Source organism: Burkholderia sp. SRS-W-2-2016 (genome assembly GCF_001931485.1).
In the GTDB taxonomy this organism is placed as follows: Bacteria; Pseudomonadota; Gammaproteobacteria; order Burkholderiales; family Burkholderiaceae; genus Paraburkholderia.
This window is the reverse complement of sequence record NZ_MSDV01000012.1, coordinates 127,080-148,930: the sequence shown is the minus strand read 5'-3', so window position 1 is coordinate 148,930 and position 21,851 is coordinate 127,080. Positions and strand designations below refer to the sequence as shown.

Annotated in this window: 23 protein-coding genes; 15 read left to right on the top strand and 8 right to left on the bottom strand. The window is 66.1% G+C overall.

Annotation, left to right across the window (positions count from 1 at the left end):
* Positions 1-60 precede the first annotated feature (60 nt).
* Together BTH42_RS03620 and pstS are read right to left on the bottom strand one after the other, a co-directional pair.
* Positions 61-756, bottom strand: coding sequence for a bifunctional 2-polyprenyl-6-hydroxyphenol methylase/3-demethylubiquinol 3-O-methyltransferase UbiG (locus BTH42_RS03620; protein ID WP_075295851.1), 696 nt, complete (start codon positions 754-756; stop codon positions 61-63).
* A 25-nt stretch (positions 757-781) separates the two neighbouring features.
* Positions 782-1,813, bottom strand: a complete 1,032-nt coding sequence (gene pstS, locus BTH42_RS03615; protein ID WP_075295849.1) for a phosphate ABC transporter substrate-binding protein PstS — start codon at positions 1,811-1,813, stop codon at positions 782-784.
* A gap of 201 nt (positions 1,814-2,014) precedes the next feature.
* Here pstS and BTH42_RS03610 point away from each other — a divergent pair, with 201 nt between their 5' ends.
* The gene (locus BTH42_RS03610; RefSeq protein WP_075295847.1) at positions 2,015-2,275 is read left to right on the top strand and encodes a hypothetical protein; all 261 of its coding nucleotides are present in this window, start codon (positions 2,015-2,017) and stop codon (positions 2,273-2,275) included.
* A 4-nt stretch (positions 2,276-2,279) separates the two neighbouring features.
* Here BTH42_RS03610 and BTH42_RS03605 read toward each other — a convergent pair whose 3' ends face one another.
* The 6 genes from BTH42_RS03605 to BTH42_RS03580 form a co-directional block, all read right to left on the bottom strand.
* On the bottom strand, positions 2,280-3,431 hold the full coding sequence (locus BTH42_RS03605) for a Gfo/Idh/MocA family protein (protein ID WP_075295845.1): 1,152 nt from the start codon (positions 3,429-3,431) through the stop codon (positions 2,280-2,282).
* A 64-nt stretch (positions 3,432-3,495) separates the two neighbouring features.
* Positions 3,496-4,545 carry a sugar phosphate isomerase/epimerase gene (locus tag BTH42_RS03600; protein ID WP_075295843.1) on the bottom strand — a complete coding sequence of 350 codons (1,050 nt, stop codon included), beginning with the start codon at positions 4,543-4,545 and terminating at the stop codon, positions 3,496-3,498.
* Between the two features lie 135 nt (positions 4,546-4,680).
* Positions 4,681-5,643: a substrate-binding domain-containing protein gene (locus BTH42_RS03595; RefSeq protein ID WP_075295841.1), complete on the bottom strand. Its 963-nt coding sequence runs from the start codon at positions 5,641-5,643 to the stop codon at positions 4,681-4,683.
* Positions 5,644-5,768: 125 nt separating this feature from the next.
* Entirely contained in the window at positions 5,769-6,782 is a 1,014-nt protein-coding gene (locus tag BTH42_RS03590) for an ABC transporter permease (protein WP_075295839.1), read from the bottom strand.
* Positions 6,763-8,250: a sugar ABC transporter ATP-binding protein gene (locus BTH42_RS03585; RefSeq protein WP_075295837.1), complete on the bottom strand. Its 1,488-nt coding sequence runs from the start codon at positions 8,248-8,250 to the stop codon at positions 6,763-6,765. The genes BTH42_RS03590 and BTH42_RS03585 overlap by 20 nt, the downstream gene beginning before the upstream one ends.
* A 3-nt stretch (positions 8,251-8,253) precedes the next feature.
* On the bottom strand, positions 8,254-9,330 hold the full coding sequence (locus BTH42_RS03580) for a LacI family DNA-binding transcriptional regulator (protein ID WP_075296106.1): 1,077 nt from the start codon (positions 9,328-9,330) through the stop codon (positions 8,254-8,256).
* 326 nt (positions 9,331-9,656) lie between these two features.
* Here BTH42_RS03580 and BTH42_RS03575 point away from each other — a divergent pair, with 326 nt between their 5' ends.
* The 14 genes from BTH42_RS03575 (at position 9,657) to ureC (ending at position 21,849) form a co-directional block, all read left to right on the top strand.
* Entirely contained in the window at positions 9,657-10,310 is a 654-nt protein-coding gene (locus BTH42_RS03575) for a protein-L-isoaspartate O-methyltransferase (RefSeq protein ID WP_075295835.1), read from the top strand.
* 75 nt (positions 10,311-10,385) lie between these two features.
* Positions 10,386-10,709 (top strand): rhodanese-like domain-containing protein, encoded by a 324-nt coding sequence (locus BTH42_RS03570; protein WP_013088667.1) that lies wholly within the window; start codon positions 10,386-10,388, stop codon positions 10,707-10,709.
* 575 nt (positions 10,710-11,284) lie between these two features.
* Positions 11,285-12,583 carry an urea ABC transporter substrate-binding protein gene (urtA, locus tag BTH42_RS03565; RefSeq protein ID WP_075295833.1) on the top strand — a complete coding sequence of 433 codons (1,299 nt, stop codon included), beginning with the start codon at positions 11,285-11,287 and terminating at the stop codon, positions 12,581-12,583.
* Positions 12,584-12,731: 148 nt separating this feature from the next.
* Positions 12,732-14,399, top strand: coding sequence for an urea ABC transporter permease subunit UrtB (gene urtB, locus BTH42_RS03560; protein ID WP_075295831.1), 1,668 nt, complete (start codon positions 12,732-12,734; stop codon positions 14,397-14,399).
* A gap of 1 nt (position 14,400) precedes the next feature.
* Positions 14,401-15,606, top strand: a complete 1,206-nt coding sequence (gene urtC, locus BTH42_RS03555) for an urea ABC transporter permease subunit UrtC (RefSeq protein ID WP_075295829.1) — start codon at positions 14,401-14,403, stop codon at positions 15,604-15,606.
* Positions 15,606-16,469: an urea ABC transporter ATP-binding protein UrtD gene (gene urtD, locus BTH42_RS03550; RefSeq protein ID WP_075295827.1), complete on the top strand. Its 864-nt coding sequence runs from the start codon at positions 15,606-15,608 to the stop codon at positions 16,467-16,469. Before urtC ends, urtD begins: the two co-directional genes overlap by 1 nt.
* Before the next feature lie 40 nt (positions 16,470-16,509).
* Positions 16,510-17,202, top strand: coding sequence for an urea ABC transporter ATP-binding subunit UrtE (gene urtE, locus BTH42_RS03545; RefSeq protein WP_075295825.1), 693 nt, complete (start codon positions 16,510-16,512; stop codon positions 17,200-17,202).
* Between the two features lie 154 nt (positions 17,203-17,356).
* Positions 17,357-17,716, top strand: a complete 360-nt coding sequence (locus BTH42_RS03540; RefSeq protein WP_256701755.1) for a hypothetical protein — start codon at positions 17,357-17,359, stop codon at positions 17,714-17,716.
* 58 nt (positions 17,717-17,774) lie between these two features.
* Positions 17,775-17,972: a hypothetical protein gene (locus BTH42_RS03535; protein WP_075295823.1), complete on the top strand. Its 198-nt coding sequence runs from the start codon at positions 17,775-17,777 to the stop codon at positions 17,970-17,972.
* A 92-nt stretch (positions 17,973-18,064) separates the two neighbouring features.
* Complete coding sequence (locus BTH42_RS03530) at positions 18,065-18,946, top strand: urease accessory protein UreD (protein WP_075295821.1); 882 nt, start codon at positions 18,065-18,067, stop codon at positions 18,944-18,946.
* A gap of 248 nt (positions 18,947-19,194) precedes the next feature.
* Complete coding sequence (locus BTH42_RS34640) at positions 19,195-19,359, top strand: hypothetical protein (protein ID WP_256701754.1); 165 nt, start codon at positions 19,195-19,197, stop codon at positions 19,357-19,359.
* A gap of 103 nt (positions 19,360-19,462) precedes the next feature.
* Positions 19,463-19,765 carry an urease subunit gamma gene (locus BTH42_RS03525; RefSeq protein ID WP_075295819.1) on the top strand — a complete coding sequence of 101 codons (303 nt, stop codon included), beginning with the start codon at positions 19,463-19,465 and terminating at the stop codon, positions 19,763-19,765.
* Positions 19,766-19,790: 25 nt separating this feature from the next.
* Positions 19,791-20,096 carry an urease subunit beta gene (locus tag BTH42_RS03520; RefSeq protein WP_075295817.1) on the top strand — a complete coding sequence of 102 codons (306 nt, stop codon included), beginning with the start codon at positions 19,791-19,793 and terminating at the stop codon, positions 20,094-20,096.
* A 46-nt stretch (positions 20,097-20,142) separates the two neighbouring features.
* Positions 20,143-21,849 (top strand): urease subunit alpha, encoded by a 1,707-nt coding sequence (ureC, locus tag BTH42_RS03515; RefSeq protein ID WP_075295815.1) that lies wholly within the window; start codon positions 20,143-20,145, stop codon positions 21,847-21,849.
* Positions 21,850-21,851 lie beyond the last annotated feature (2 nt).

Sequence of the window (21,851 nt, the reverse complement as noted above, 5' to 3'; positions counted from 1 at the left end):
GCGCGGCGTGCGCGGTCGCCAAGGCGGCGGGCTGGTGGCGCCGGGGCGATTCCGAGGTGATTAACCCAGCGCCTGAGCCTGAGCCTGCGCCTGAAAAATCACCGACGCGGGTTGGCCGGTGCGCGGATGCACGGGCTCCCGCATCCGCCGCAACATCAATCCGCTGCTCCAGATCAGTTCGATCCAGCTTTGCACGGTGCGGAAATACCACGGCGGCGCATCGCTGAAGGCGTCGCCGAAGCCGGCCCACGAACCGGCGCGCCATCCGTCGACGTACGGCAAATCCCCGCACGCGATCAGCGGATGCAGCGTCTGCACGATCAACGATCCACCTGGCATAAGCAAGCTTGGCATCGCGCGCAGCAAGCCATCCACCGATTCCTTGCCGAGCAACGAGAAATTGCAGACCACCGCATCGACGCGCAAGTCGAGCCGGCCGGCGGCAATCTCTTCGTAGGACAGCACGCGGGCATCGCTGACGCCGGCTTCGGTGGCGGCGCGCACGAGGTCGGCAATCGCATCCACCGCGGTCACGCCGATTCCCCGTTGCTGAAGCGCGAGCGCCAGCCAGCCCTCGCCGCAGCCGAGATCGAGGACGCTCGCCGGTTTGCACGCGAGCACCGCGTCGAACACGGCCTGATCGGTGACGAGGCGCCGGCTTTCTATCTCGCCCGCGCGGACCGCATTGCGCCACGGCGCCGCGTTGCGCCGCCATGACTCGACGATCTTGCCGTCACTAAGCGGATCGAGGTTCATCGATTATTGTCGGGTCGTGCCGCGCTCATTCGAACACCGGCTTGCCGGCGCTGTCCTTCACCTTCGCGCGCCATTGCGCGCGAATCTCGCCTACGACCGGTTCCGGCAGCGTGATGTAGTCGAGTTCCTGCGCGGTCTTGTCGCCGTTTTTGAACGCCCAGTCGAAGAACTTCAGCGTGTTTTTGCCCTGCTCCGGCTTCTGCTGCACCGCGTGCAGCATCACGAACGTCGCGCCGACGACCGGCCACGCATTGTTGCCGGGCTGATCGGTCAGGATCTGATAGAAACTCTTCGACCAGTTCGCACCGGCCGCCGCGGCCTTGAAGGTATCGATGGTCGGCTGCACCACCGTGCCCGCCCGGTTCTTCATCGCGGTGTAGATCATCCTGTTCTGCTTCACGTACGCCCATTCCACATAGCCGATCGCGCCCGGCAAACGCTGCACGAATGCCGCGACCCCGTCATTGCCCTTGCCGCCGGTACCCGTCGGCCAGTTCACCGTGGTGCCTTCGCCGACCTTGGTTTTCCAGTCCGGACTCATCTGCGACAGATAGTGCGTCCAGATGAAGCTCGTGCCGGAACCGTCCGCGCGCCGGACCACCGCGATATCGGTATCGGGCAGCTTCAGGTTCGGGTTGAGCGCCGCGATCGCCGGGTCGTTCCATTTCTTGAGCTTGCCGAGATAGATGTCGGCGAGCACCGGCCCGGACAACGTCAGTTGCCCCGGCTTGATGCCCGGCAGGTTCACCGCGGCCACCACGCCGCCGACCACGGTAGGAAACTGGAACAGCCCGCTTTTCGCGAGTTCGTCGTCTTTCATCGGCGCGTCGGAGCCGGCGAAGTCGATCGTGTTGGCGAGGATCTGCTTGATGCCGCCCGCCGAACCGATGCCCTGATAGTTGACGCGCACGCCGGCGGCTTTCTGGTAGGCGTCGGCCCACTTGTTGTAGATCGGCGCGGCAAACGTGCTGCCCGCGCCGGTCAGGTCGGCCGCCTGCGCCGGCGCGCCGGCCAGAGCGCCGATAGCAGCGCAAAGTACGATCGATAGATTTTTCATCGCCCGCTCCTTGAAAGTCTCGTCAGTCTCGCCGTTTGAAACTAGCCGGGGTTGATGTCAGTTCCGTGACGGACTGGGCGCCGCGAGCGCGGCGCGAGGCGGGCGAATCCGGCGCGGCGACGCCGTCCGCCCAATCCCGGCCGGTCGGCAAAATTGTTAAAGTAGCAGTCTTTCCCGAACCCGCAAACGCAGTCCCTCATCATGCGCACCACCCGAGCCATCCACGCCGTCGAGCGTCTGAAAACGCGCACCGGCAATCCGCGCTTTGCCGCGATCAGCCTGTCCGGCGGCCTGTTTTACCTGGTCGACAAATCGAGCGGCACCGACAAGAAAGTCTCCGACCCGCTCACGCTCGACGACTTCGTCAAATTCGTCGATGCATACGGTCCGCAGAAACCGCGCAAGGCAAGCAAGCTCGATATCGCATTCGAAGCGCAGATCAAGAAAAGCAAGGGCGGTTGACGCCTCAAGCTACCCCAATCTCCACCCACCGGCCATCGGCCGCGCTGCTTTTCAGCATCGCGTCGATAAACCGCAAACCGTCGACGCCGTCGTCCACCGTCGTCAACAGCCGGCTTTCCGGCGGCGGTGCCGGACCAGCCTCCAACGCGTCGATCTGCAACGCCGCATCCAGATACAGCTGCGCGAACGCCTCCAGATAACCTTCCGGATGGCCGGCCGGCACGCGGGTCGCGTGCGCGGCGAGCGGGCTTTTCACGCGCGCCCGAGTCAAACGCTCGGCAAGGCCGCCCAGCGGCGTGAACCACAATTCGTTCGGCTGCTCCTGATCGAACGCGAGCCCTGCCTTCGTGCCATAGACCCGCAAGCGCAGCGCATTCTCCGCGCCGCTCGCCACCTGACTCGCCCACAGCATCCCGCGCGCGCCGTTCGCGTAACGCAGCATCGCCTGCACGTGGTCGTCGATCCGGCGCCCGGGCACGAACGTATGCACGTCCGCCGATAACGCGCGCGGCGCCATCCCCGTGACGAATGCGGCCAGCTGATACGCGTGCGTGCCGATATCGCCGAGGCAACCCGCCGGTCCCGCGAGCGCCGGATCGGTGCGCCAGCCGGCCTGCTTGTTCGCGCCGCTCGCCTCGACCGGTTCAGCCAGCCAGTCCTGCGCATACTCGACCTGCACCACGCGGATCTCGCCGAGTTCGCCGCGCTCGACCAGTTCGCGCGCATGCCGGACCAACGGATAGCCGGAATACGTATGCGTCAGCGCGAACAGCCGCCCCCGCTCACGCGCGAGCCGCGCCAGCGCTTCCCCTTCCGCCAGCGACACCGCCAGCGGCTTATCGCAGATCACATGAATTCCCGCTTCCAGAAACGCGGTCGCGACCGGCGCGTGCAGATGATTCGGCGTGACGATCGCGACCGCGTCGATCCCGTCGTCGCGCGCGGCTTCGGCGCGCGCCATCTCGCGCCAGTCCGCGTAACTGCGCGCGATGCCGGCCTCCGCCGCGCTCGCCTGCGCGCGCTGCCGATCGGACGACAACGCGCCCGCCACCAGTTCGAAGCGATCGTCGAGCCGCGCGGCGATCCGGTGCACCGCGCCGATGAACGCGCCCTGCCCGCCGCCGACCATCCCCAGCCTGAGTCTTCGTCGTTGCATGCTTGCGATGCTCCTAACGTTTCGATGTTTCGGGGGCTCGAAGTTTCGAGCCGGCTCGCGGCCGTCAAATTCCGAGCACCCGCCGCAACTGCGCGGCATCGACACCGCTGCCGGCGAAATCGTCGAATGCATGCTCGCCGACGCGGATGATGTGCCGGCGAATAAACTCCGCGCCCTCGCGCGCGCCGTCGTGCGGATGCTTCAACGCGCATTCCCATTCGAGCACCGCCCAGCCCGCGAAATCGAACTGCGCCATCTTCGAGAAGATCGCGCCGAAATCGATCTGCCCGTCGCCGAGCGAGCGAAAGCGCCCCGCGCGTTCGACCCAGCCGCTATAGCCGCCGTACACGCCCTGCTTGCCGGTCGGCCGGAACTCGGCATCCTTCACATGAAACGCCTTGATGCGCTCGTGATAGATATCGATGAACGCGAGGTAGTCGAGCTGTTGCAGCACGAAGTGGCTCGGGTCGTACAGGATGTTCGCGCGCGGATGCTGATCGAGCGCGGCCAGAAAGCGCTCGAAGGTCACGCCGTCGTGCAGGTCCTCGCCCGGATGCAATTCGTAGCAGACGTCGACGCCGGCCGCATCGAACGCATCGAGGATCGGCCGCCAGCGGCGCGCGAGTTCGTCGAATGCGGCTTCGACCAAGCCCGCCGGCCGCTGCGGCCACGGGTACAGATACGGCCACGCGAGCGCGCCCGAGAACGAGACGTGCGTATTAAGACCGAGACGCCGCGACGCCTGCGCGGCGAGCTTCATCTGCGCGATCGCCCATTGCGTACGCGCGGCCGGATCGCCGCGCACCTGCGGCGCCGCGAAGCCGTCGAACAACGTGTCGTAGGCCGGATGCACGGCGACCAGTTGGCCTTGCAGATGCGTCGACAGTTCGGTGATCGTTACGCCCGCGTGGTCGACGGTCTCGCGCAACTCGTCGCAATACGCGTCGCTGGTCGCCGCTTTTTCGAGGTCGATCAGGCGCGGATCGCACGGCACCTGAATCCCCTTGAAGCCGAGCCCGGCGGCCCAGCCGGCCAGGTGCGCGAGATTGTCGAACGGCACGTCGTCGCCCATGAACTGGGCGAGAAAGATCGCCGGACCCTTGATGGTTTTCATCGTACGGCTCCTCGAACGGGCGCGCGCCCGCGCGGCCCCGCTCATGCGATGCGAGCGGGACCGCGCGACGCGCGCGCTATGCGTTGCCCAACGCTTGGCTGAAGGCGTGGCTGAAGACGTGGCTGAAGGCGCCGTTCAGAACGGCGAGTCCGGAAAATAGAACTGCTGAGCATTTTCCTTGGTGATCAGCACCGACGGAATGATCGTCGTCGCCGGCAGCTTCTCGCCCTTGAGCCGCGCTTCGGCGGTCAGCTTGATCGCGTCGTAGATGAATTTCGGCGAGTACGACACGTCGGCCTTGATCATCGGCGCGCCGTCCATCACGTTCTTCACCATCCCCTTCGAACCCGCGCCGCCGAACACGATCTTGATGTCGTTGCGCTTGGCCTGATCGATCGCCTTGATCACGCCGACCGCCATGTCGTCGTCGGCGGCCCACACCGCGTCGATGTGCTTGAAGCGGGTCAGGTAGTCCTGCATCACCTTGAACGCGTCGTCGCGATTCCAGTTCGCGTACTTCGCATCGAGGATCTTGATCTCCGGATAGTTCTTCAGCACGCCGGTGAACGCGCTCCAGCGCTCGTTATCGAGCGTGGTCGGAATGCCGCGCAGCGCGACGATGTTGCCCTTGCCGTCGAGCGCCTTCGCCAGATACTCGGCCGGAATCTTGCCGAACGCGGTGTTATCGCCCGCCACGTATGCATCCTGCGCGCTGGTGTCGGTCAGCCCGCGATCGACGACCGTCACGTACACGCCCTTCTTCTTCACCTGCGCGACCGGCTGCGTGAGCGACGCCGATTCGTACGGGAAGATCACCAGCGCGTTGATCTTGTTGACGGTCACGAGATCCTGCAACTGGTTCGCCTGCTCGGGCGCGTTCGCCGCGGTCTTCACGATCACCTTCAGATCGGGATGCGCTTTCTCCAGATCGGCCTTCGCCTTGTTCGCCCACCAGACGATGCCGCCGGTGAAGCCATGATCGGCGGTCGGAATCGCGACGCCCAGCGTGACCTTGTCGTCGGCGCGCGCCGCGCCGGCCGTGCCCAGTATCCCCAACGCCAGCATGCCGGCGCCGATCGCTCGAATGACCTGCTTCATGGTTGTGTCTCCATTGGTGAGGCGCTCGCTCGCCTCGTTTTTCAGACCTGCCGACGTTTTACCGCGCCTGCTTTACTGCCGTTGCAGCACTGCCGTTGCACCATCGTTGCACCAACGCTCTACCCCTACCGTCGCCCGCGCTGCACGAACGCGACGAAGATAATCACCACGCCCTGCACCGCCGCGTTCAGATACACGCTGATGATGCTGGTCAGATTCAGAATATTCGCGATCACCGACAGCAGGATCGCGCCGATCACCGTGCCGACCACGCGCCCTTCGCCGCCCTTGAGCGCCGTGCCGCCGACCACCACCGACGCGATCGCCTCCAGCTCCCACAACAGCCCGGTGGTCGGCGTCGCCGAACCGAGGCGCGGCACGTACAGCACGGTCGCGACGCCGACGCAGATGCCGAGCAGCACGTAGGTGACGATCTTCACCGTATCGACGCGAATCGCCGCATAGCGCGCGACCTGTTCGTTCGAGCCGATCGCCTGCACATGGCGGCCGAACGCGGTGCGATTGAGGATCAGCGCGCCGCCGGCCGCGACCACCAGAAACACCCAGATCGGCACCGGCACGCCGAACAGGCTCGCGTAATAGACCGGGCCATAAAGATCGGATAACGAATCGTTGAGCGTCAGCGCGCCGCCGTCCGCGAGCCACGTGAGCACCGCGCGAAAAATCCCCAGCGTGCCGAGCGTGACGATGAACGGCTCGATCCGTCCTTTGGTGATCAGCAGGCCATGCGCGCAGCCGAACAGCGCGCCGAGCACGAGCGCGGCGACGATGCCGATCGCGACGATCGCGAGCGGCGCGAACGTATGGCCGGTCGCGCCTGACGCCAGCGCGTTCATCAGCCAGATCATGCTGCCCGCGATCAGCGCGGCCATCGAACCGACCGACAGATCGATCCCGCCGGAAATGATCACGAAGGTCATGCCGACCGCGATGATGCCGATGAACGACGTGCGCGTGAGCACGTTCATCATGTTGTCGATTGTTGCGAAGTCGCGATTGAGCAGCGTGCCGACGATGCACAGCACGATCAGCCCAACCAGCGGCCCGAGCGCATACAAGCGATGCGCGAGGCGCAGCGCGCGGCCGCTTTGCACGGTCTCAGTGGGTGCCGGTCGCATGAGCGATCAACTCCTCTTCGGTCAGATGTTCGAGCGTGAGCGTCGCTTGCAAGCGACCGGCGCGCATCACCGCGACGCGATGGCACAAGCCGATCAGCTCGATCAGTTCGGATGAAATGACGATCACCGCGCGGCCCTGCGCAGCGAGACGATGAATCAGGAAATAGATATCGCGTTTCGCGCCGACGTCGACGCCGCGGGTCGGCTCGTCGAGCACGATCACGTTCGGCTCGGGCTGCAGAAACTTCGCGAGCGCGAGCTTCTGCTGATTGCCGCCAGAGAGCATCCGCGCGCGGCTCGCCAGGTCGCCGGTGCGAATGCCGAATTCGCTTACCGCTTTGGTCAGCGCCGCGCGCCCCGCTTTCAGGTCGAGCAGCGGATGCGCGTAGCGTTCGAGCGTCATCAGCGTGAGGTTGTCCTGCAGGCTCAGGTCGACGTGCAGCCCCTTGCCTTTGCGGTCCTCGCTCAGATACGTGAGGCCGTGACGCATCGCGTCGCGCGGGCTCTTTAAATCGACGTGCCGCCCCGCGATTTCGATAGTGCCGGCCGTGCGTTTGCGCAGGCCGATCAGCGCCTCGAACGCTTCGGTGCGGCCCGCGCCGACCAGCCCCGCGAAGCCGAGCACTTCGCCCGCGCGCACCTCGAAGCTCAGGTCCTCGACCCAGTCGGGCACGCTCAGGCCGCGCACCTGCAACGCGACCGGCGTATCGGCGGGCACCGTCTGCTTCGGCGGGAACATGTCGGACACGTCGCGCCCGACCATCAGGTTCGCCATCTGCTGACGCGCGAGCCCGGCCGTCTCGCCGCGCGCGACGAAGCGGCCGTCGCGCATCACGATCACTTCGTCTGTGATGCGCTCGACCTCGTCGAGCTTGTGCGAGATGTAGACGATCGTCACGCCGTCGGCCTTCAGCTTCGTCATCAGCGCGAACAGACGCTCGGTTTCAGCGGGCGTCAACGTCGCGGTGGGCTCGTCCATGATCAGCAGACGCGCGCGCCGCGACAGCGCCTTCGCGATCTCGACCATCTGCTTTTCCGCGACGATCAGCTCGCGCACCTTGGTATCCGGCGCTTTCTGCAAACCGACCTGCGCGAGATAGCGCGCGGCGTCGCTGCGCATCGCCGCATCGTCGACGAACCAGCCGCGGCGCTTTTCGTGGCCGAGGTACATGTTCTGCGCGATCGTCAGATGCTCGGCGAGGTTGAACTCCTGGTGGATCAGCACGATGCCCTGCGCTTCGGCGTCGCGCGAACCGGTGAAGCGCTGCGCGTGACCGTCGACGAACAGGCTGCCCGAACTCGCGCTCTCGTAGCCGGCGAGGATCTTCATCAGCGTCGATTTGCCCGCGCCGTTCTCGCCGAGCAGTCCGTAGATGCGCCCCGGCGCCAGCTCGAAGCTCACGCCGTGCAGCACGCGCACCGGGCCGAAGTCCTTGCGGATGTCGTCGAAACGGATCGCGAGGCTCATCGCTTACGCACTCCTTCGGACCACGAGGCGATGCGGCAGCAGCACGCCCGGCACGTTCGCCTGCGGATTCGCGAGGCGTTGCAGCAGCAGACGCGCGGCCGTTTCGCCGAGCTTGCGCATCGGCTGCGCGATCGTCGTCAGCGGCGGGTCGATCTGCGCGGCGAGCGAGATGTCGTCGAAGCCGGCCACCGCGACGTCGTCGGGCACCCGCTTGCCGATACTGCGCAAGCCGTGGATCACGCCGATTGCGAGCGTGTCCGATACCGCGAAGATCGCGCCCGGCGCGTCCGGTTGTTGCATCAGCGCGGCCGCGGCTGCGGCGCCCGCCTCGTAGTCGAGGCTGTTCAGGTTCATCCGCCAGCGCGGGTCCGGCTCGATGCCCGCGTCGCTCAGCGCGTCGAGATAGCCTTGCTGACGCTGGCGCGCATAGAGATAGTCGACATCGGAATTGATCAGCCCGATGCGGCGGTGGCCGCGCGCGAGCAGATGGCGCACCGCGTCGCCGGCCGCGCGGTAGTTGTCGATGCCGACGTACGGCACGCCGACCGCGGGATCGAACTCGCAGCACGCGACCCACGGCAGCGCCTGCGATGCTTCGCCGAGCGCCTGCTGGATCGTCGCCGGATCGAGACAGATCGCGCCGTCCGCGCGACGCCGCCGCAGCATGTCGAAGTAGCTGCGCTCGCGGCCCGGGTCCGCGCCGGTGTCGCACAGCAGCATGAAATAGCCGTGCTGACGCGCGACGCTGTCGATCCCGCGCACGATCTCCGCGTAGAACGGGTTGCCGAAGTCGGGGACCATCGTCAGCAGCAGGCGGCTTTCGGCGGTGCGCAGGTTGCGCGCGAGTTCGTTGACGCGGTAGCCGCTCGCGTCGATCGCGGCCAGCACCTTGTCGCGGGTCGCGGGGCGCACGTTGTCGTGGCCGTTCAGCACGCGCGACACGGTCGCGACCGACACCCCCGCCTGCTCGGCGACGCCGGCAATCGACGGTCCTTCGCCCGCGCGCGCCGGTGCTGCCGGCGACTGGCCCTGCGCTCCCGCCGAAGCGGCCGGCGACGATGAGGACGGCGTTCTGGACACGAGACCCCGCGGCATGAAAATGTAATCGATTACATTTATCGGCGATGCCGATGCGAAGCGCAAGGACGGATCGCTAGGGATAAATACGGGGGCCGCCGCGTTCCGCGCCCCGCCCGCCGCTGCCCGCGAGCAGCCGGCGCGCGACCGCCATTTGGTACAATCCCGCAGTTTCCCTGACGGCGCGGCAGCCTCGCGGCACGCGTTACGCAGCAGCGGCTTTCCACAAAGCCGCGCGCGCTGGCCGAAGCCGGCGCAAGCCGGGCCACGCTCAGGGCAAAAGTCAGCGGCCCCTACCCGCTCGCCAAACCAAAACCGCCGAATCCACCATGAACATCGAGCAAGCGCGTTTCAACATGATCGAACAGCAGATCCGCCCCTGGGAAGTGCTCGACCAGGACGTGCTGAATCTGTTGTCGATCGTCAAACGTGAGAATTTCGTCCCCGCCGCTTACCGCGACCTCGCATTCGCCGACTTCGAAATACCGCTGCCCGCCGGCCAGCACATGCTGGCGCCGCGCGTCGAAGCGCGCGTGCTGCAGGAACTGGCGGTGAAGAAGCACGAAAGCGTGCTCGAAATCGGCGCGGGCTCGGGTTACATGGCGGCGCTGCTCGCGCATCGCGCGCAGCACGTGCTGACCGTCGATATCGAGCCGGAACTGGCCGAACTCGCGAAGAACAACCTGATCGCCAACGGCGTGCTGAACGCCGAAGTCGCGACCGGCGACGCCGCGCGCGGCTGGGCCGGCGCCGCGCCGTACGACGTGATCTGCGTGTCGGGCGGCCTGCCGGTGCTGCCGCAGGAAATCCTCGAACATCTGAAGGTGGGCGGCCGTCTGGCGGCATTCGTCGGCACCGCGCCGGTGATGAAGGCACAGATCATCACGCGCATCGACGAAAAGCAGTACCGCATTTCCGACGTGTTCGAAACCTACGTCGAGCCGCTCGCGAACGCGGTGCAGCCGGCGCGCTTCAAGTTCTAACCTGCCTGCCCACAGACAGGCGTTATCGATCCGGGCGGCGCAGTGCCGCCGCCCTCTGAACCGGATGTTCCGCAGATGCAAAACCTGACCGCTCCGGCGCTCGCCGAATGGCTCGCCGATACTTCGCGCCCCGCGCCCGTGCTGCTCGACGTGCGTGAGCCGTGGGAACTGCAAACGGCGTCGATGGCCGGCATCGTATCGATTCCGATGCGCGAGATTCCCGCGCGCAGCGAAGAACTCGACGACGACGCGCAGATCGTCTGCATCTGCCACCACGGCGCGCGCAGCGCGCAGGTCGCGATGTTCCTCGAATCGCGCGGCCATACCAACGTGTTCAATCTGCAAGGCGGTATCGACGCGTGGTCGCGTCAGGTCGATCCTTCGGTTCCGACGTATTGAGGTTTGCCTGAGATTTGCCGCGCGAGTCACGCGCGGTTGAAACGGCGCAAGGGCTGAAAGGTCTTTGCGCCGTTTTGCGTTTGGGGAGGCGATGTGTGATTCGTTTCCGAGCGGATACGGAGAAGCCGCTTCCCTTCCCCGCTATCGATCTTCGTTCCCGAGCGGGTACGAAATCCACTCCTGGGTGAAAGCCCCGTCATGCACAAACCCGCAGCGCGCATGCACCGCCTCTGCACCGTCCTCTAGCATCGCTTCACGTTGGCGCCTCCGCACGCTTCGTCGCGGCGCGTCGCGCACCCGAACGAAGCGCCGGGACGCAGAACGAAGCGCGGCTGCACCAGATTCGCGCCGCGCATCGTTCTGCCCGCCCGCGATTCGTTGCGAACACATCTTTCCCCCAGCGCCCCACGAACCGCGCCACGACGCGCATCGCGCGCGCAGCGGCACGTCACGACATGGCAATGCGCAAATTGGCATACCCCTTGCAGTAGTCAATCGGCGAATCGTGCGAGCTCAGCACTGCTGGCTGAAATCGACGCTCATAACAGTCACCATCCAAGGCAAGGGGAAAGCAGATGAAACGTCGCAGTCTGTTGAAACTAGGTTCGATGTCCGGCGCACTGGCGCTCGCGGGTCGCGTGCCGTTCGCGCACGCACAGCCCGATAGCGGCCCGATCAAGGTGGGCATCCTGCATTCGCTGTCGGGCACGATGGCGATCTCCGAAACGTCGCTGAAGGACACCGCGTTGATGACGATCGCCGACATCAACAAGAACGGCGGCGTGATGGGCCGGCAGATCCAGCCGGTGGTGGTCGACCCCGCATCGAACTGGCCGCTGTTCGCCGAGAAAGCGCGCCAGCTTCTGACCCAGGAAAAATGCGCGGCCGTGTTCGGCTGCTGGACCTCGGTGTCGCGCAAATCGGTGCTGCCGGTGTTCGAGGAACTGAACGGCCTGCTGTTCTATCCGGTGCAGTACGAAGGCGAAGAGATGTCGCGCAACGTGTTCTACACCGGCGCGGCGCCGAACCAGCAGGCGATTCCGGCCACCGAATATCTGATGAGCGCGGAAGGCGGCGGCGCCAAGCGCTTCTTCCTGCTCGGCACCGACTACGTGTATCCGCGCACGACCAACAAGATCCTGCGCGCATTCCTGAAGTCGAAGGGCGTGCAGGAAGCCGATATTCAGGAGGTCTACACGCCGTTCGGCCACAGCGACTATCAGACCATCGTCGCGAACATCAAGACCTTCTCGCAAGGCGGCAAGACCGCGGTGATCTCGACCGTGAACGGCGATTCGAACGTGCCGTTCTACAAGGAACTGGGCAACCAGGGGCTGAAGGCGTCGGACGTGCCGGTGGTCGCGTTCTCGGTCGGCGAGGAAGAGTTGCGCGGTATCGATACGAAACCGCTGGTCGGCAATCTGGCCGCGTGGAACTACTTCATGTCGGTGCGCAATCCGGCCAACGAGAAGTTCAAGAAGCAATGGGCCACGTGGGTCAAGGACAACAACCTGCCGGGCGGCGCGAAGCGCGTGACCAACGATCCGATGGAGGCGACTTTCGTCGGCATCCATATGTGGAAGCAGGCGGTCGAGAAGGCGAAGAGCACCGAGGTCGACAAGGTGCGCGTCGCGATGGTCGGCCAGACCTTTGCCGCGCCGTCGGGCTTCACGCTCGAAATGGACGGCAACCATCACCTGCACAAGCCGGTGATGATCGGCGAGGTCCGCGCGGACGGTCAGTTCAACGTCGTGTGGCGCACCAAGGGGCCGGTGCGCGCGCAGCCGTGGAGTCCGTTCATCGCCGGCAATGCGGGCAAGCCGGATGTGGTGTCGTCGATTCCGGCGTTTCTCCGGCGCTCGCGCGTCGCGTGATCGGGTGACGCTCGCGGCGGTGGTGTAGCGGGCGGGCGGCGCGATACGCATCACGTCGTGTCGTGCAGCGCTGTCAGCTCGGGCCGCCGCGCCGCCCCGCTCCCGCCACTCCAGCCGCTCAGCGAGCCGTAAAAGTAAAAAGGCGATCATGGCGTTTTCATTTCTCACTCCGCTACGCGCGCGCGTCCTGCCGCGCGCGGCAGTTTGCTTCGCATCCCGTACGATTCGCGGCGCGGCGCTCGTGGTGGCGCTTGCCGCTGCACCGGGCGCCGCGTTCGCGCTGACCCAGGCCGACGTCGCGCCGCTCGCCGGCGACGACTTCGAAGCGAAGTCCGCAGCGATCGACAAACTGATCGCGACGCACGACACCGCATCGCTCGTGGTGCTGAAGGCACTCGCCGACGACAGCGCGCTCGCGACCGATGCCGGCGCCGTGCTGCTGCAAGACGGCGACAACACGCGCGACGCCGTCACCGGCCAGCCGGTCGCCGCGAGCGACGCGCAGCCGGTCACACTGAACAACCTGCTGCGCTCGAAAGTGGCGGGCGCGCTGTCGGGCCTGCAACTCGCATCGCCCGATCAGGCCACTCGCGCCGCCGCCGTCGATGCGTTGCTGCGCAATCCCGATCCGTCGCTGAAGCCGCTGGTCGACGCGGCCCGCGCGAAGGAAACCGACCCCGCGCTGAAAAAGCGTCTCGACACGCTGTGGGCGATGACCGCGCTGCACGACGCCGACCCGGCCAGGCGCCTCGACGCGGTGCAACTGGTCGCCGCGCGCGGCGATCTTGAGATGAACGAACTATTGCGCCCGCTGGTCGCGAAGAAGCCGGACGGCTCTTTCGTGGAGACCGACGAGCGGGTACGCGCCGCCGCGCAAAGCGGCATCGACGCACTCGACGCGATCCAGCGCCGCAGCCAGATCGCCGGTACGCTGTTCGCGGGGCTCTCGCTCGGCAGCGTGCTGCTGCTCGCCGCGCTCGGCCTCGCGATCACCTACGGGCTGATCGGCGTGATCAACATGGCGCACGGCGAATTCCTGATGATCGGCGCGTATGCGACCTATGTGGTGCAGAACCTGTTTCAACGCTTCGCGCCGGGCGCGTTCGACTGGTATCCGCTGCTCGCGATACCGGCCGCGTTCGTCGCGGCCGCATTGGTCGGCATCGTGCTCGAACGGCTGGTGCTCAAGCATCTGTACGGCCGTCCGCTCGAAACGCTGCTGACCACCTTCGGCGTGAGCCTGATCCTGATTCAGGCGACCCGCATGCTGTTCGGCGCGCAGAACGTGCAGGTCGTCAATCCCGCGTGGATGAGCGGTGGGGTCACCGTGCTGCCGAATCTGATCCTGCCGTACAACCGGCTCGCGATTCTGGCGTTCTCGCTGATCGTCGTCGCGATCGCGTGGGCGGTGCTCACGCGCACGCGGCTCGGTCTGTTCGTGCGCGCGGTCACACAGAACCGCCGGATGGCCGCATGCGTCGGAGTGAAAACCGCGCGGGTCGATTCGTATGCGTTCGCGTTCGGCGCGGGCATCGCGGGACTGGGCGGCTGCGCGCTGTCGCAGATCGGCAACGTCGGGCCCGATCTCGGCCAGAGCTACATCATCGATTCGTTCATGGCGGTCGTGCTCGGCGGCGTCGGCCAGCTCGCCGGCACCGTGCTCGGCGGCTTCGGGCTCGGGCTCGTCAGCAAGGCGATCGAACCGTTCTGGGGCGCGGTGCTCGCGAAAATCGCGGTGCTCGTGCTGATCGTGTTGTTCATCCAGAAGCGTCCGCAGGGCATGTTCGCCCTCAAGGGCCGTAGCGCGGAGGCGTGAGATGACATCGGCAACTTCTTCGGCAAATCCATCTTCGAGTTCGGCGCCGCGCGCCGGCTCGGCCGGTAGCGGCGCCGGCATCGCGCGTGACAGCGACAGCGGCTTCGCACTCGGCCTGCCGCCGCGCCCCGCTCTGCTGTCGCGGCCCGCGTGGCTCGCGCTGGTCGCGCTGATCATCGTGTTCGGTCTGGGCGTGCCGTTCGCCGCGCTGGTGATCCCCGAGACCAGCGCGCTGCATCTGTCCGCGTACGCGATGACGCTGACCGGCAAGTTCATGTGCTACGCGATCGCCGCGCTCGCGCTCGATCTGGTGTGGGGCTACTGCGGAATTCTGAGCCTGGGCCACGCGCTGTTCTTCGCGCTCGGCGGCTACGCGATCGGCATGTACCTGATGCGCGCGATCGGCCACGACGGCAAGTACGGCAGCGATCTGCCCGATTTCATGGTGTTTCTCGACTGGCACCAGCTGCCGTGGTACTGGCAGGGCACCCAGCATCTGGGCTACGCGCTGCTGCTGGTCGTGCTGGTGCCGGCGGTGGTCGCGTGGGTGTTCGGCTTTTTCACGTTCCGCTCGCGCGTGAAAGGCGTGTATCTGTCGATCATCACCCAGGCGATGACCTTCGCCGCGATGCTGCTGTTCTATCGCAACGAAACCGGCTTCGGCGGCAACAACGGCTTCACCGACTTCAAGCGCATCGGCGGCTTTCCGATCACGCATCAAGGCACCCGCGCGGCGCTGCTGCTGATTACCTTCGCGGTCCTGATCATCGCGTTTCTCGCCGCGCGCGCGATCGTCACGTCGAAGCTCGGCCGCGTCGTCACCGCGGTGCGCGACGGCGAAACCCGGCTGATGTTCCTCGGCTACAGCCCGCTCGCGTATAAGCTGTTTGTGTGGACCCTGTCGGCGGTGCTGTGCGGAATCGCCGGCGCGCTCTACGTGCCGCAGGTCGGCATCATCAATCCGGGTGAGATGTCGCCGGGCAACTCGATCGAAATGGCGATCTGGGTCGCGGTGGGCGGACGCGGCACGCTGATCGGCCCGATCATCGGCGCATTCGCGGTGAACGGCGCGAAGAGCTTTTTCACCGCGAATTTCCCCGAGTACTGGCTGTTCTTTCTCGGCCTGATTTTCGTGCTGGTGCCGCTGCTGCTGCCGAACGGCATCATGGGCCTGACCGCACTGCTCAAGCGCAAGGGGAACCGCTAATGAACGAAAACCCGATGGTCCCCGATCTGGATTTGCCCGAAGCACCGGCGGAGCGCTCGCTGAGCGGCGTCGCCAGCATGGGTCACGTGGTGGTGCCCGGCGAGATCGATACGTCGCACGGCACGATCCTCTATCTGGAGGACGTGACCGTCAGCTTCGACGGCTTTCGCGCGCTGAATGCGCTGTCGCTCGCGATCGACGCGGGCGAGTTGCGCTGCATCATCGGCCCGAACGGCGCGGGCAAGACGACGATGATGGACGTGATCACCGGCAAGACCACGCCCGACCAGGGCAAGGTGTTTCTCGGCCAGTCGATCGATCTGACGCGGATGAACGAGCCGGCGATCGCGCGTGCCGGGATCGGCCGCAAGTTCCAGAAGCCGACCGTGTTCGAGCAGCATCCGGTGTGGGAAAACCTCGAACTCGCGATGAAGGCCGACAAGGGCTGGTTCGCGTCGCTGCGCGCGCGGCTCGATCGCGATGCGCAGGCGCGTATCGAAGCGACGCTCGAACTAATCGGACTCGAAAGCGAGGCGCGGCGGCTTGCCGGCGAGTTGTCGCACGGCCAGAAGCAACGGCTCGAAATCGGCATGCTGCTGATGCAGCAACCGGCGCTGCTGCTGCTCGACGAGCCGGCGGCCGGCATGACCGACGACGAAACGATGCAGCTCGCCGAGTTGCTGAACCGGCTGCGCGGCAGCTGCTCGATGATGGTCGTCGAACACGACATGGAGTTCGTCGCGGCGCTCGCGGGCGAGACCGGCAAGGTGACGGTGATGGCCGAGGGCCGCGTGCTCGCGCACGGCACGCTCGACGAGGTGAAGCGCGACGAGACGGTAATCGAATCGTATCTCGGGCGCTGAAGCCGGCCAGCGCATTCGCAAACAGACAGGATTCCAGAACATGCTCGAAGTCGACCGACTGAACCAGTACTACGGCGGCAGCCACATTCTGCGCGACGTGAAGCTGACCGTGCCCGACGGCAAGCTCACCGTGCTGCTCGGGCGCAACGGCGTCGGCAAGACCACGCTGCTGCGCTGCCTGATGGGCGTGGTGCCGACGAAAAGCGGCGCGATCGCATGGCGCGGCGCGCCGCTCACGAAGCTGCCGACCCATGCGCGCGTCGCGCAAGGACTCGCTTACGTGCCGCAAGGGCGCGATATCTTTCCGCGTCTGACCGTCGAGGAAAACCTGCTGGTCGGCGCGGCCAGCAAAAAAGCGCCGAAGCAGATTCCGGAGCGCATCTACGAGCTGTTTCCGGTGCTCAAGGACATGCGCAGCCGGCGCGGCGGCGATCTGTCCGGCGGTCAGCAGCAGCAACTGGCGATCGGCCGCGCGCTGATGAGCGAGCCGCAACTGCTGATCCTCGACGAACCGACCGAGGGCATCCAGCCGTCGATCATTCAGGACATCGGCCGCACGCTGCGCCAGCTGGTCGAGGAAATGGGCCTGACCGTGCTGCTGGTCGAACAGTATTACGACTTCGCGAAAGCGATCGCCGACAAGTACTGGGTGATGAGCCGCGGCGAGATCATCGCCGGCGGCGATGGCGCGAACATGGAAGCGGATGGCGTGCGGGGATTGATCGCGGTTTGACCGCTGCCCCCTCGGCGCGAATACGATCCGCCGCTCAAGTTATCGTCCGGACTACCGTTAGACAGGCTGGGGCCTGCTTATCAGGCGGAGCGCACATGCGTTCCGTTTGTAAGCAGACGCTACGCAGTGCCAAACAGCCTCACGGGTGGAGACCATGGACGAAAACAATCAGCTCAGGCGCGAGTTCTATCGCAATCCCGCGTCGTATTGCCGGGTGATGAACGTCGAAGCGGCGGTCACCTTCGGTTTGTTCCGGGTGGATTCCGGCGGGACGGTCGGCATGCTGTCGGTGCGCTGGGAGAAGCTCGGCAACGAACTCGCGCCGCAACTGCACGCGTATTACGACAGCTGGCATGTGCTCGCGTCGTTTCCCGACGTGCTCGCGAAGATGGCCGGGATGACCGGGCCGTCGTGTTCGCCGGAGGCGTTCTGCCAGTTGCTGCTGGACTGCGGCTTCATCAACCGGACCGAGCGCAGCCAGGACGATCACGTCGAGCCGACGCTGGCCCGCTAAAGCTCGCCTCGCTGTCCGCTCAGGCGCGCGCCACCATACCAATCGAAGGGAGAACAGCATGACCGTGACGGTTCACGTCGAATATCAGTACTGCCAGCATGGCAAGAAAGCAATCCTGACTGGCAACGATTCGTTGACCGTCGCCGAGAACACCACGCGCGCGATCCTCGCGATGCTGCGCCTGCTGCATCCGCAATGGGAAGGCATCAAGGTGCTGTCGGTGACCGAGCCGGCGGCGCAAGGCAGCGCGCCGTAATCGATCGCTAACAGACTCTCACGCACACATCGGCGCGGCGGCACGCGTGCTATTCTCGCCGCGTCCTCCACGACGACCGTCCCGCCCTTAGCATGTCGCTCCACGAAAACCACGCCACGCTCGCCAGCGCGCAACCCGCCGCGCCGGCGCCGTGGCGCGCGCGTCTCGAACTCGGCTTTACCGGCGACGCCGCTCGCACGACGCTCGCGCATCGGCTGCACGACGGCCCGTTACGCGTGCAGCGGCCCCTCTATCCGGAAGGCCCGGCGATCTGCCATGCGGTGATCGTGCATCCGCCCGGCGGTATCGCGGGCGGCGATCAGCTCGATATCGACGTCACGCTCGGCGCGAACACGCACGCGGTGCTGACGACGCCCGGCGCGACCAAGTGGTACAAGTCGAACGGCCGCGCCGCGCAGCAGCGCATTGCGCTACAGGTCGGCGCACACGCGAAGCTCGACTGGCTGCCGCAAAACAATATCGTGTTCGACCATGCGAATGCGCAGCTCGAGTTTTCGCTGACGCTCGCCGAAGGCGCGAGCGCGCTCGGCTGGGACGCGACGCAGCTCGGCCGCCAGGCGGCCGGCGAACGGTGGTCGGCGGGCAGCTTGCGCGCGGTGTCGCGGATCGTCGGTGCGAATGGCGAGTTGCTGTGGTTCGAACGCGCGAGCCTCGCCGCGGACGATCCGTTGCGCGACTCGGCCCAGGGCCTGGGCGGCTTTCCGGCCTACGGCACGTTATGGGCGGTCGGTCCCGCTTGCGACGATGCGCTCGCCGAAGCGCTGACCGCGCAACTGCCGTTCGACGATTCGCTGCGCGCCGCCGCTTCCTGCGTGACGCAAGGGGTGATGGTGGTACGCGCCGTGTCGCGTTCGATGGAGACGCTGCAACACGCGCTCACGCGCTGCTGGCTGCAATTGCGTCCGCTCGTGCACGGCGTGGACGCGAAGCCGTTGCGGCTCTGGACGACGTAGCAGCGCGTCCCCCCTCCTTTCACCTGCATAACACCGGTCCGCACCAAACCGGCGCGCACGCACGCCCCAAGTCTGTGCGCGCGGTCTTTTCACGCTCTCCTGCTATGCCCCGCGCGGTGGCACGCAGCTTGCATCGCATGTGCTCGCGAGATTGGCTGGCGACCGCGCCCAATCCTGGCAGCGCAGTGCCAAACCGGCCAGCCCTCACCTAACAAACAACGACACCGCCACCGCTCACGCTTCCGACCATGACACGCCTTCTTTCCCGCCCGGCGCGCCGCGCGCTGCTGGCCGCGCTGCTCGCGCTGCCGATCGTCGTCCATCTCGCGTTGCACACATCGGTCGCGCACGCCGGCACGCACGCTACGACGTCGAACCCGGGCTTCGGCGCGTCGCCGCACACCGGCGTGTAACGCCGTAAGCGCATCGTTAGCAGGACTTGCTACCGTTACCGGCCGAGCGCGCGCCGCGAAGCGCCGCGCCTCTACGACACCTCAACGCAAACAACTCGCCCCCATGAAGCTGACACCTCGCGAGAAGGACAAGCTGCTGATCTTCACCACCGCACTGCTCGCCGAACGACGCCGCGCGCGCGGCCTCAAGCTGAACTATCCGGAGGCGGTCGCCTTCATCACGGCCGCGCTGATGGAAGCCGCGCGCGACGGTAAAACCGTCGCCGAAGTAATGCACTTCGGCACCACGCTGCTCCGCCGCGACGACGTGATGGAAGGCGTGCCCGAGATGATTCCCGATATCCAGGTCGAAGCGACGTTCCCGGACGGCACCAAGCTCGTCACCGTCCATCATCCGATTCCCTGAACCCTTCAGCGCCAAGGCAGGCTCCATGATTCCCGGCGAACTTCTCATCGACGACGGCGAGCACGAACTGAACGCGGGCCGCGCGACCGTCACCGTGCTGGTATCGAATACCGGCGACCGGCCGGTGCAGATCGGCTCGCACTACCACTTCTACGAAGTGAACGACGCACTCAACTTCGATCGCGAAGCCGCGCGCGGCTTCCGGCTGAACATCGCGGCCGGCACCGCGGTGCGCTTCGAGCCCGGCCAGGAACGCACGGTCGAACTCGTCGCGCTGGCCGGCGAGCGCGTCGTCTATGGATTCAACGGCAAGGTGATGGGCAAGCTGTGATGCCCCCTCTTCCCCCGCAACCCGGTTGCTTCGGACTCACAACAACATGACACTACGCATTGGCCGCCGCGCATACGCCGAGATGTTCGGCCCCACCACCGGCGACCGCGTGCGCCTCGCCGACACCGAACTCGTGATCGAGATCGAACGCGACTTCACGACCTACGGCGAAGAGGTCAAGTTCGGCGGCGGCAAGGTGATTCGCGACGGCATGGGCCAGTCGCAGCGCGTGCATGCGGACGTCGTCGATACCGTCGTCACGAACGCGGTGATCCTCGATCACTGGGGCATCGTGAAGGCCGACATCGGCATCAAGGACGGCCGCATCGCGGCGATCGGCAAGGCCGGCAATCCCGACATCCAGCCGAACGTGACGATCGCGATCGGCGCGTCGACCGAGGTGATCGCGGGCGAAGGGCTGATCGTGACCGCGGGCGGCATCGATACGCACATTCACTTCATCAGCCCGCAGCAGATCGAGGAAGCGCTCGCGAGCGGCGTGACGACGATGCTCGGCGGCGGCACCGGTCCGGCGACCGGCACCAATGCAACCACCTGCACGCCGGGCCCGTGGCACATGGAGCGCATGCTGCAGGCCGCCGACGGCTATCCGATGAACCTCGGCTTTCTCGGCAAAGGGAACGTGAGCCAGCCGCAGCCCGCGCTCGAACAGATCGCCGCCGGCGCGATCGGGTTGAAGCTGCATGAGGACTGGGGCTCGACGCCGGCCGCGATCGACAACTGCCTGTCCGTCGCCGACGACACCGACACCCAGGTCGCGATCCACACCGACACGCTGAACGAAGCGGGTTTCGTCGAAGCGACGGTGGCCGCGTTCAAGGGCCGCACGATCCACACGTATCACACCGAAGGCGCGGGCGGCGGCCACGCGCCGGACATCATCAAGGTCTGCGGCGAGGCGAACGTGCTGCCGTCGTCGACCAATCCGACCCGGCCGTACACGGTCAACACGCTCGAAGAGCACCTCGACATGCTGATGGTGTGCCATCACCTGGACCCGTCGATTGCGGAGGACATCGCGTTCGCCGAATCGCGGATTCGCCGCGAGACGATCGCGGCCGAGGATATCCTGCACGATCTCGGCGCGCTGTCGATGCTGTCATCGGATTCGCAGGCGATGGGCCGGGTCGGCGAAGTGATCATCCGCACGTGGCAGACCGCGCACAAGATGAAGGTGCAGCGCGGCGCGCTGCCCGGCGACAGCGCGCGCCACGACAATTTCCGCGCGAAGCGCTACGTCGCGAAGTACACGATCAATCCGGCGCTCACGCACGGGATCGCGCATGAAGTCGGCTCGATCGAGCCGGGCAAGTGGGCCGACCTGGTGTTCTGGGAGCCGGCGTTTTTCGGCATCAAGCCGTCGCTGATCCTGAAGGGCGGGATGATCGCGATGGCGCAGATGGGCGACCCGAATGCATCGATTCCGACGCCGCAGCCGGTCCACTATCGCGAGATGTTCGCGACGCGCGGCGGTGCGTTGGGACGCACGTCGCTCACGTTCGTGTCGCAGCTCGCGGCCGATGCGAACGTCGCCGAACGTTATGGCCTGACCAAGCGCATCGTCGCGGTGAAGAACTGCCGTAGCGTGACGAAGGCCGACATGATTCACAACGCGTGGCGCCCGTCGATCAGCGTCGATCCGGAGACCTATCAGGTGATCGCCGACGGCCAGTTGCTGACCTGCGAGCCGGCCACCGTGCTGCCGATGGCGCAACGCTATTTTCTGTTCTGACC

What these genes read in the sequence shown, in the direction of transcription:
- BTH42_RS03620 (WP_075295851.1), bottom strand. Translation starts at nt 756, where the DNA reads ATGAACCTCGATCCGCTTAGTGACGGCAAGATCGTCGAGTCATGGCGG.
- pstS (WP_075295849.1), bottom strand. Translation starts at nt 1,813, where the DNA reads ATGAAAAATCTATCGATCGTACTTTGCGCTGCTATCGGCGCTCTGGCC.
- BTH42_RS03610 (WP_075295847.1), top strand. Translation starts at nt 2,015, where the DNA reads ATGCGCACCACCCGAGCCATCCACGCCGTCGAGCGTCTGAAAACGCGC.
- BTH42_RS03605 (WP_075295845.1), bottom strand. Translation starts at nt 3,431, where the DNA reads ATGCAACGACGAAGACTCAGGCTGGGGATGGTCGGCGGCGGGCAGGGC.
- BTH42_RS03600 (WP_075295843.1), bottom strand. Translation starts at nt 4,545, where the DNA reads ATGAAAACCATCAAGGGTCCGGCGATCTTTCTCGCCCAGTTCATGGGC.
- BTH42_RS03595 (WP_075295841.1), bottom strand. Translation starts at nt 5,643, where the DNA reads ATGAAGCAGGTCATTCGAGCGATCGGCGCCGGCATGCTGGCGTTGGGG.
- BTH42_RS03590 (WP_075295839.1), bottom strand. Translation starts at nt 6,782, where the DNA reads ATGCGACCGGCACCCACTGAGACCGTGCAAAGCGGCCGCGCGCTGCGC.
- BTH42_RS03585 (WP_075295837.1), bottom strand. Translation starts at nt 8,250, where the DNA reads ATGAGCCTCGCGATCCGTTTCGACGACATCCGCAAGGACTTCGGCCCG.
- BTH42_RS03575 (WP_075295835.1), top strand. Translation starts at nt 9,657, where the DNA reads ATGAACATCGAGCAAGCGCGTTTCAACATGATCGAACAGCAGATCCGC.
- BTH42_RS03570 (WP_013088667.1), top strand. Translation starts at nt 10,386, where the DNA reads ATGCAAAACCTGACCGCTCCGGCGCTCGCCGAATGGCTCGCCGATACT.
- urtA (WP_075295833.1), top strand. Translation starts at nt 11,285, where the DNA reads ATGAAACGTCGCAGTCTGTTGAAACTAGGTTCGATGTCCGGCGCACTG.
- urtB (WP_075295831.1), top strand. Translation starts at nt 12,732, where the DNA reads ATGGCGTTTTCATTTCTCACTCCGCTACGCGCGCGCGTCCTGCCGCGC.
- urtC (WP_075295829.1), top strand. Translation starts at nt 14,401, where the DNA reads ATGACATCGGCAACTTCTTCGGCAAATCCATCTTCGAGTTCGGCGCCG.
- urtD (WP_075295827.1), top strand. Translation starts at nt 15,606, where the DNA reads ATGAACGAAAACCCGATGGTCCCCGATCTGGATTTGCCCGAAGCACCG.
- urtE (WP_075295825.1), top strand. Translation starts at nt 16,510, where the DNA reads ATGCTCGAAGTCGACCGACTGAACCAGTACTACGGCGGCAGCCACATT.
- BTH42_RS03540 (WP_256701755.1), top strand. Translation starts at nt 17,357, where the DNA reads ATGGACGAAAACAATCAGCTCAGGCGCGAGTTCTATCGCAATCCCGCG.
- BTH42_RS03535 (WP_075295823.1), top strand. Translation starts at nt 17,775, where the DNA reads ATGACCGTGACGGTTCACGTCGAATATCAGTACTGCCAGCATGGCAAG.
- BTH42_RS03530 (WP_075295821.1), top strand. Translation starts at nt 18,065, where the DNA reads ATGTCGCTCCACGAAAACCACGCCACGCTCGCCAGCGCGCAACCCGCC.
- BTH42_RS34640 (WP_256701754.1), top strand. Translation starts at nt 19,195, where the DNA reads ATGACACGCCTTCTTTCCCGCCCGGCGCGCCGCGCGCTGCTGGCCGCG.
- BTH42_RS03525 (WP_075295819.1), top strand. Translation starts at nt 19,463, where the DNA reads ATGAAGCTGACACCTCGCGAGAAGGACAAGCTGCTGATCTTCACCACC.
- BTH42_RS03520 (WP_075295817.1), top strand. Translation starts at nt 19,791, where the DNA reads ATGATTCCCGGCGAACTTCTCATCGACGACGGCGAGCACGAACTGAAC.
- ureC (WP_075295815.1), top strand. Translation starts at nt 20,143, where the DNA reads ATGACACTACGCATTGGCCGCCGCGCATACGCCGAGATGTTCGGCCCC.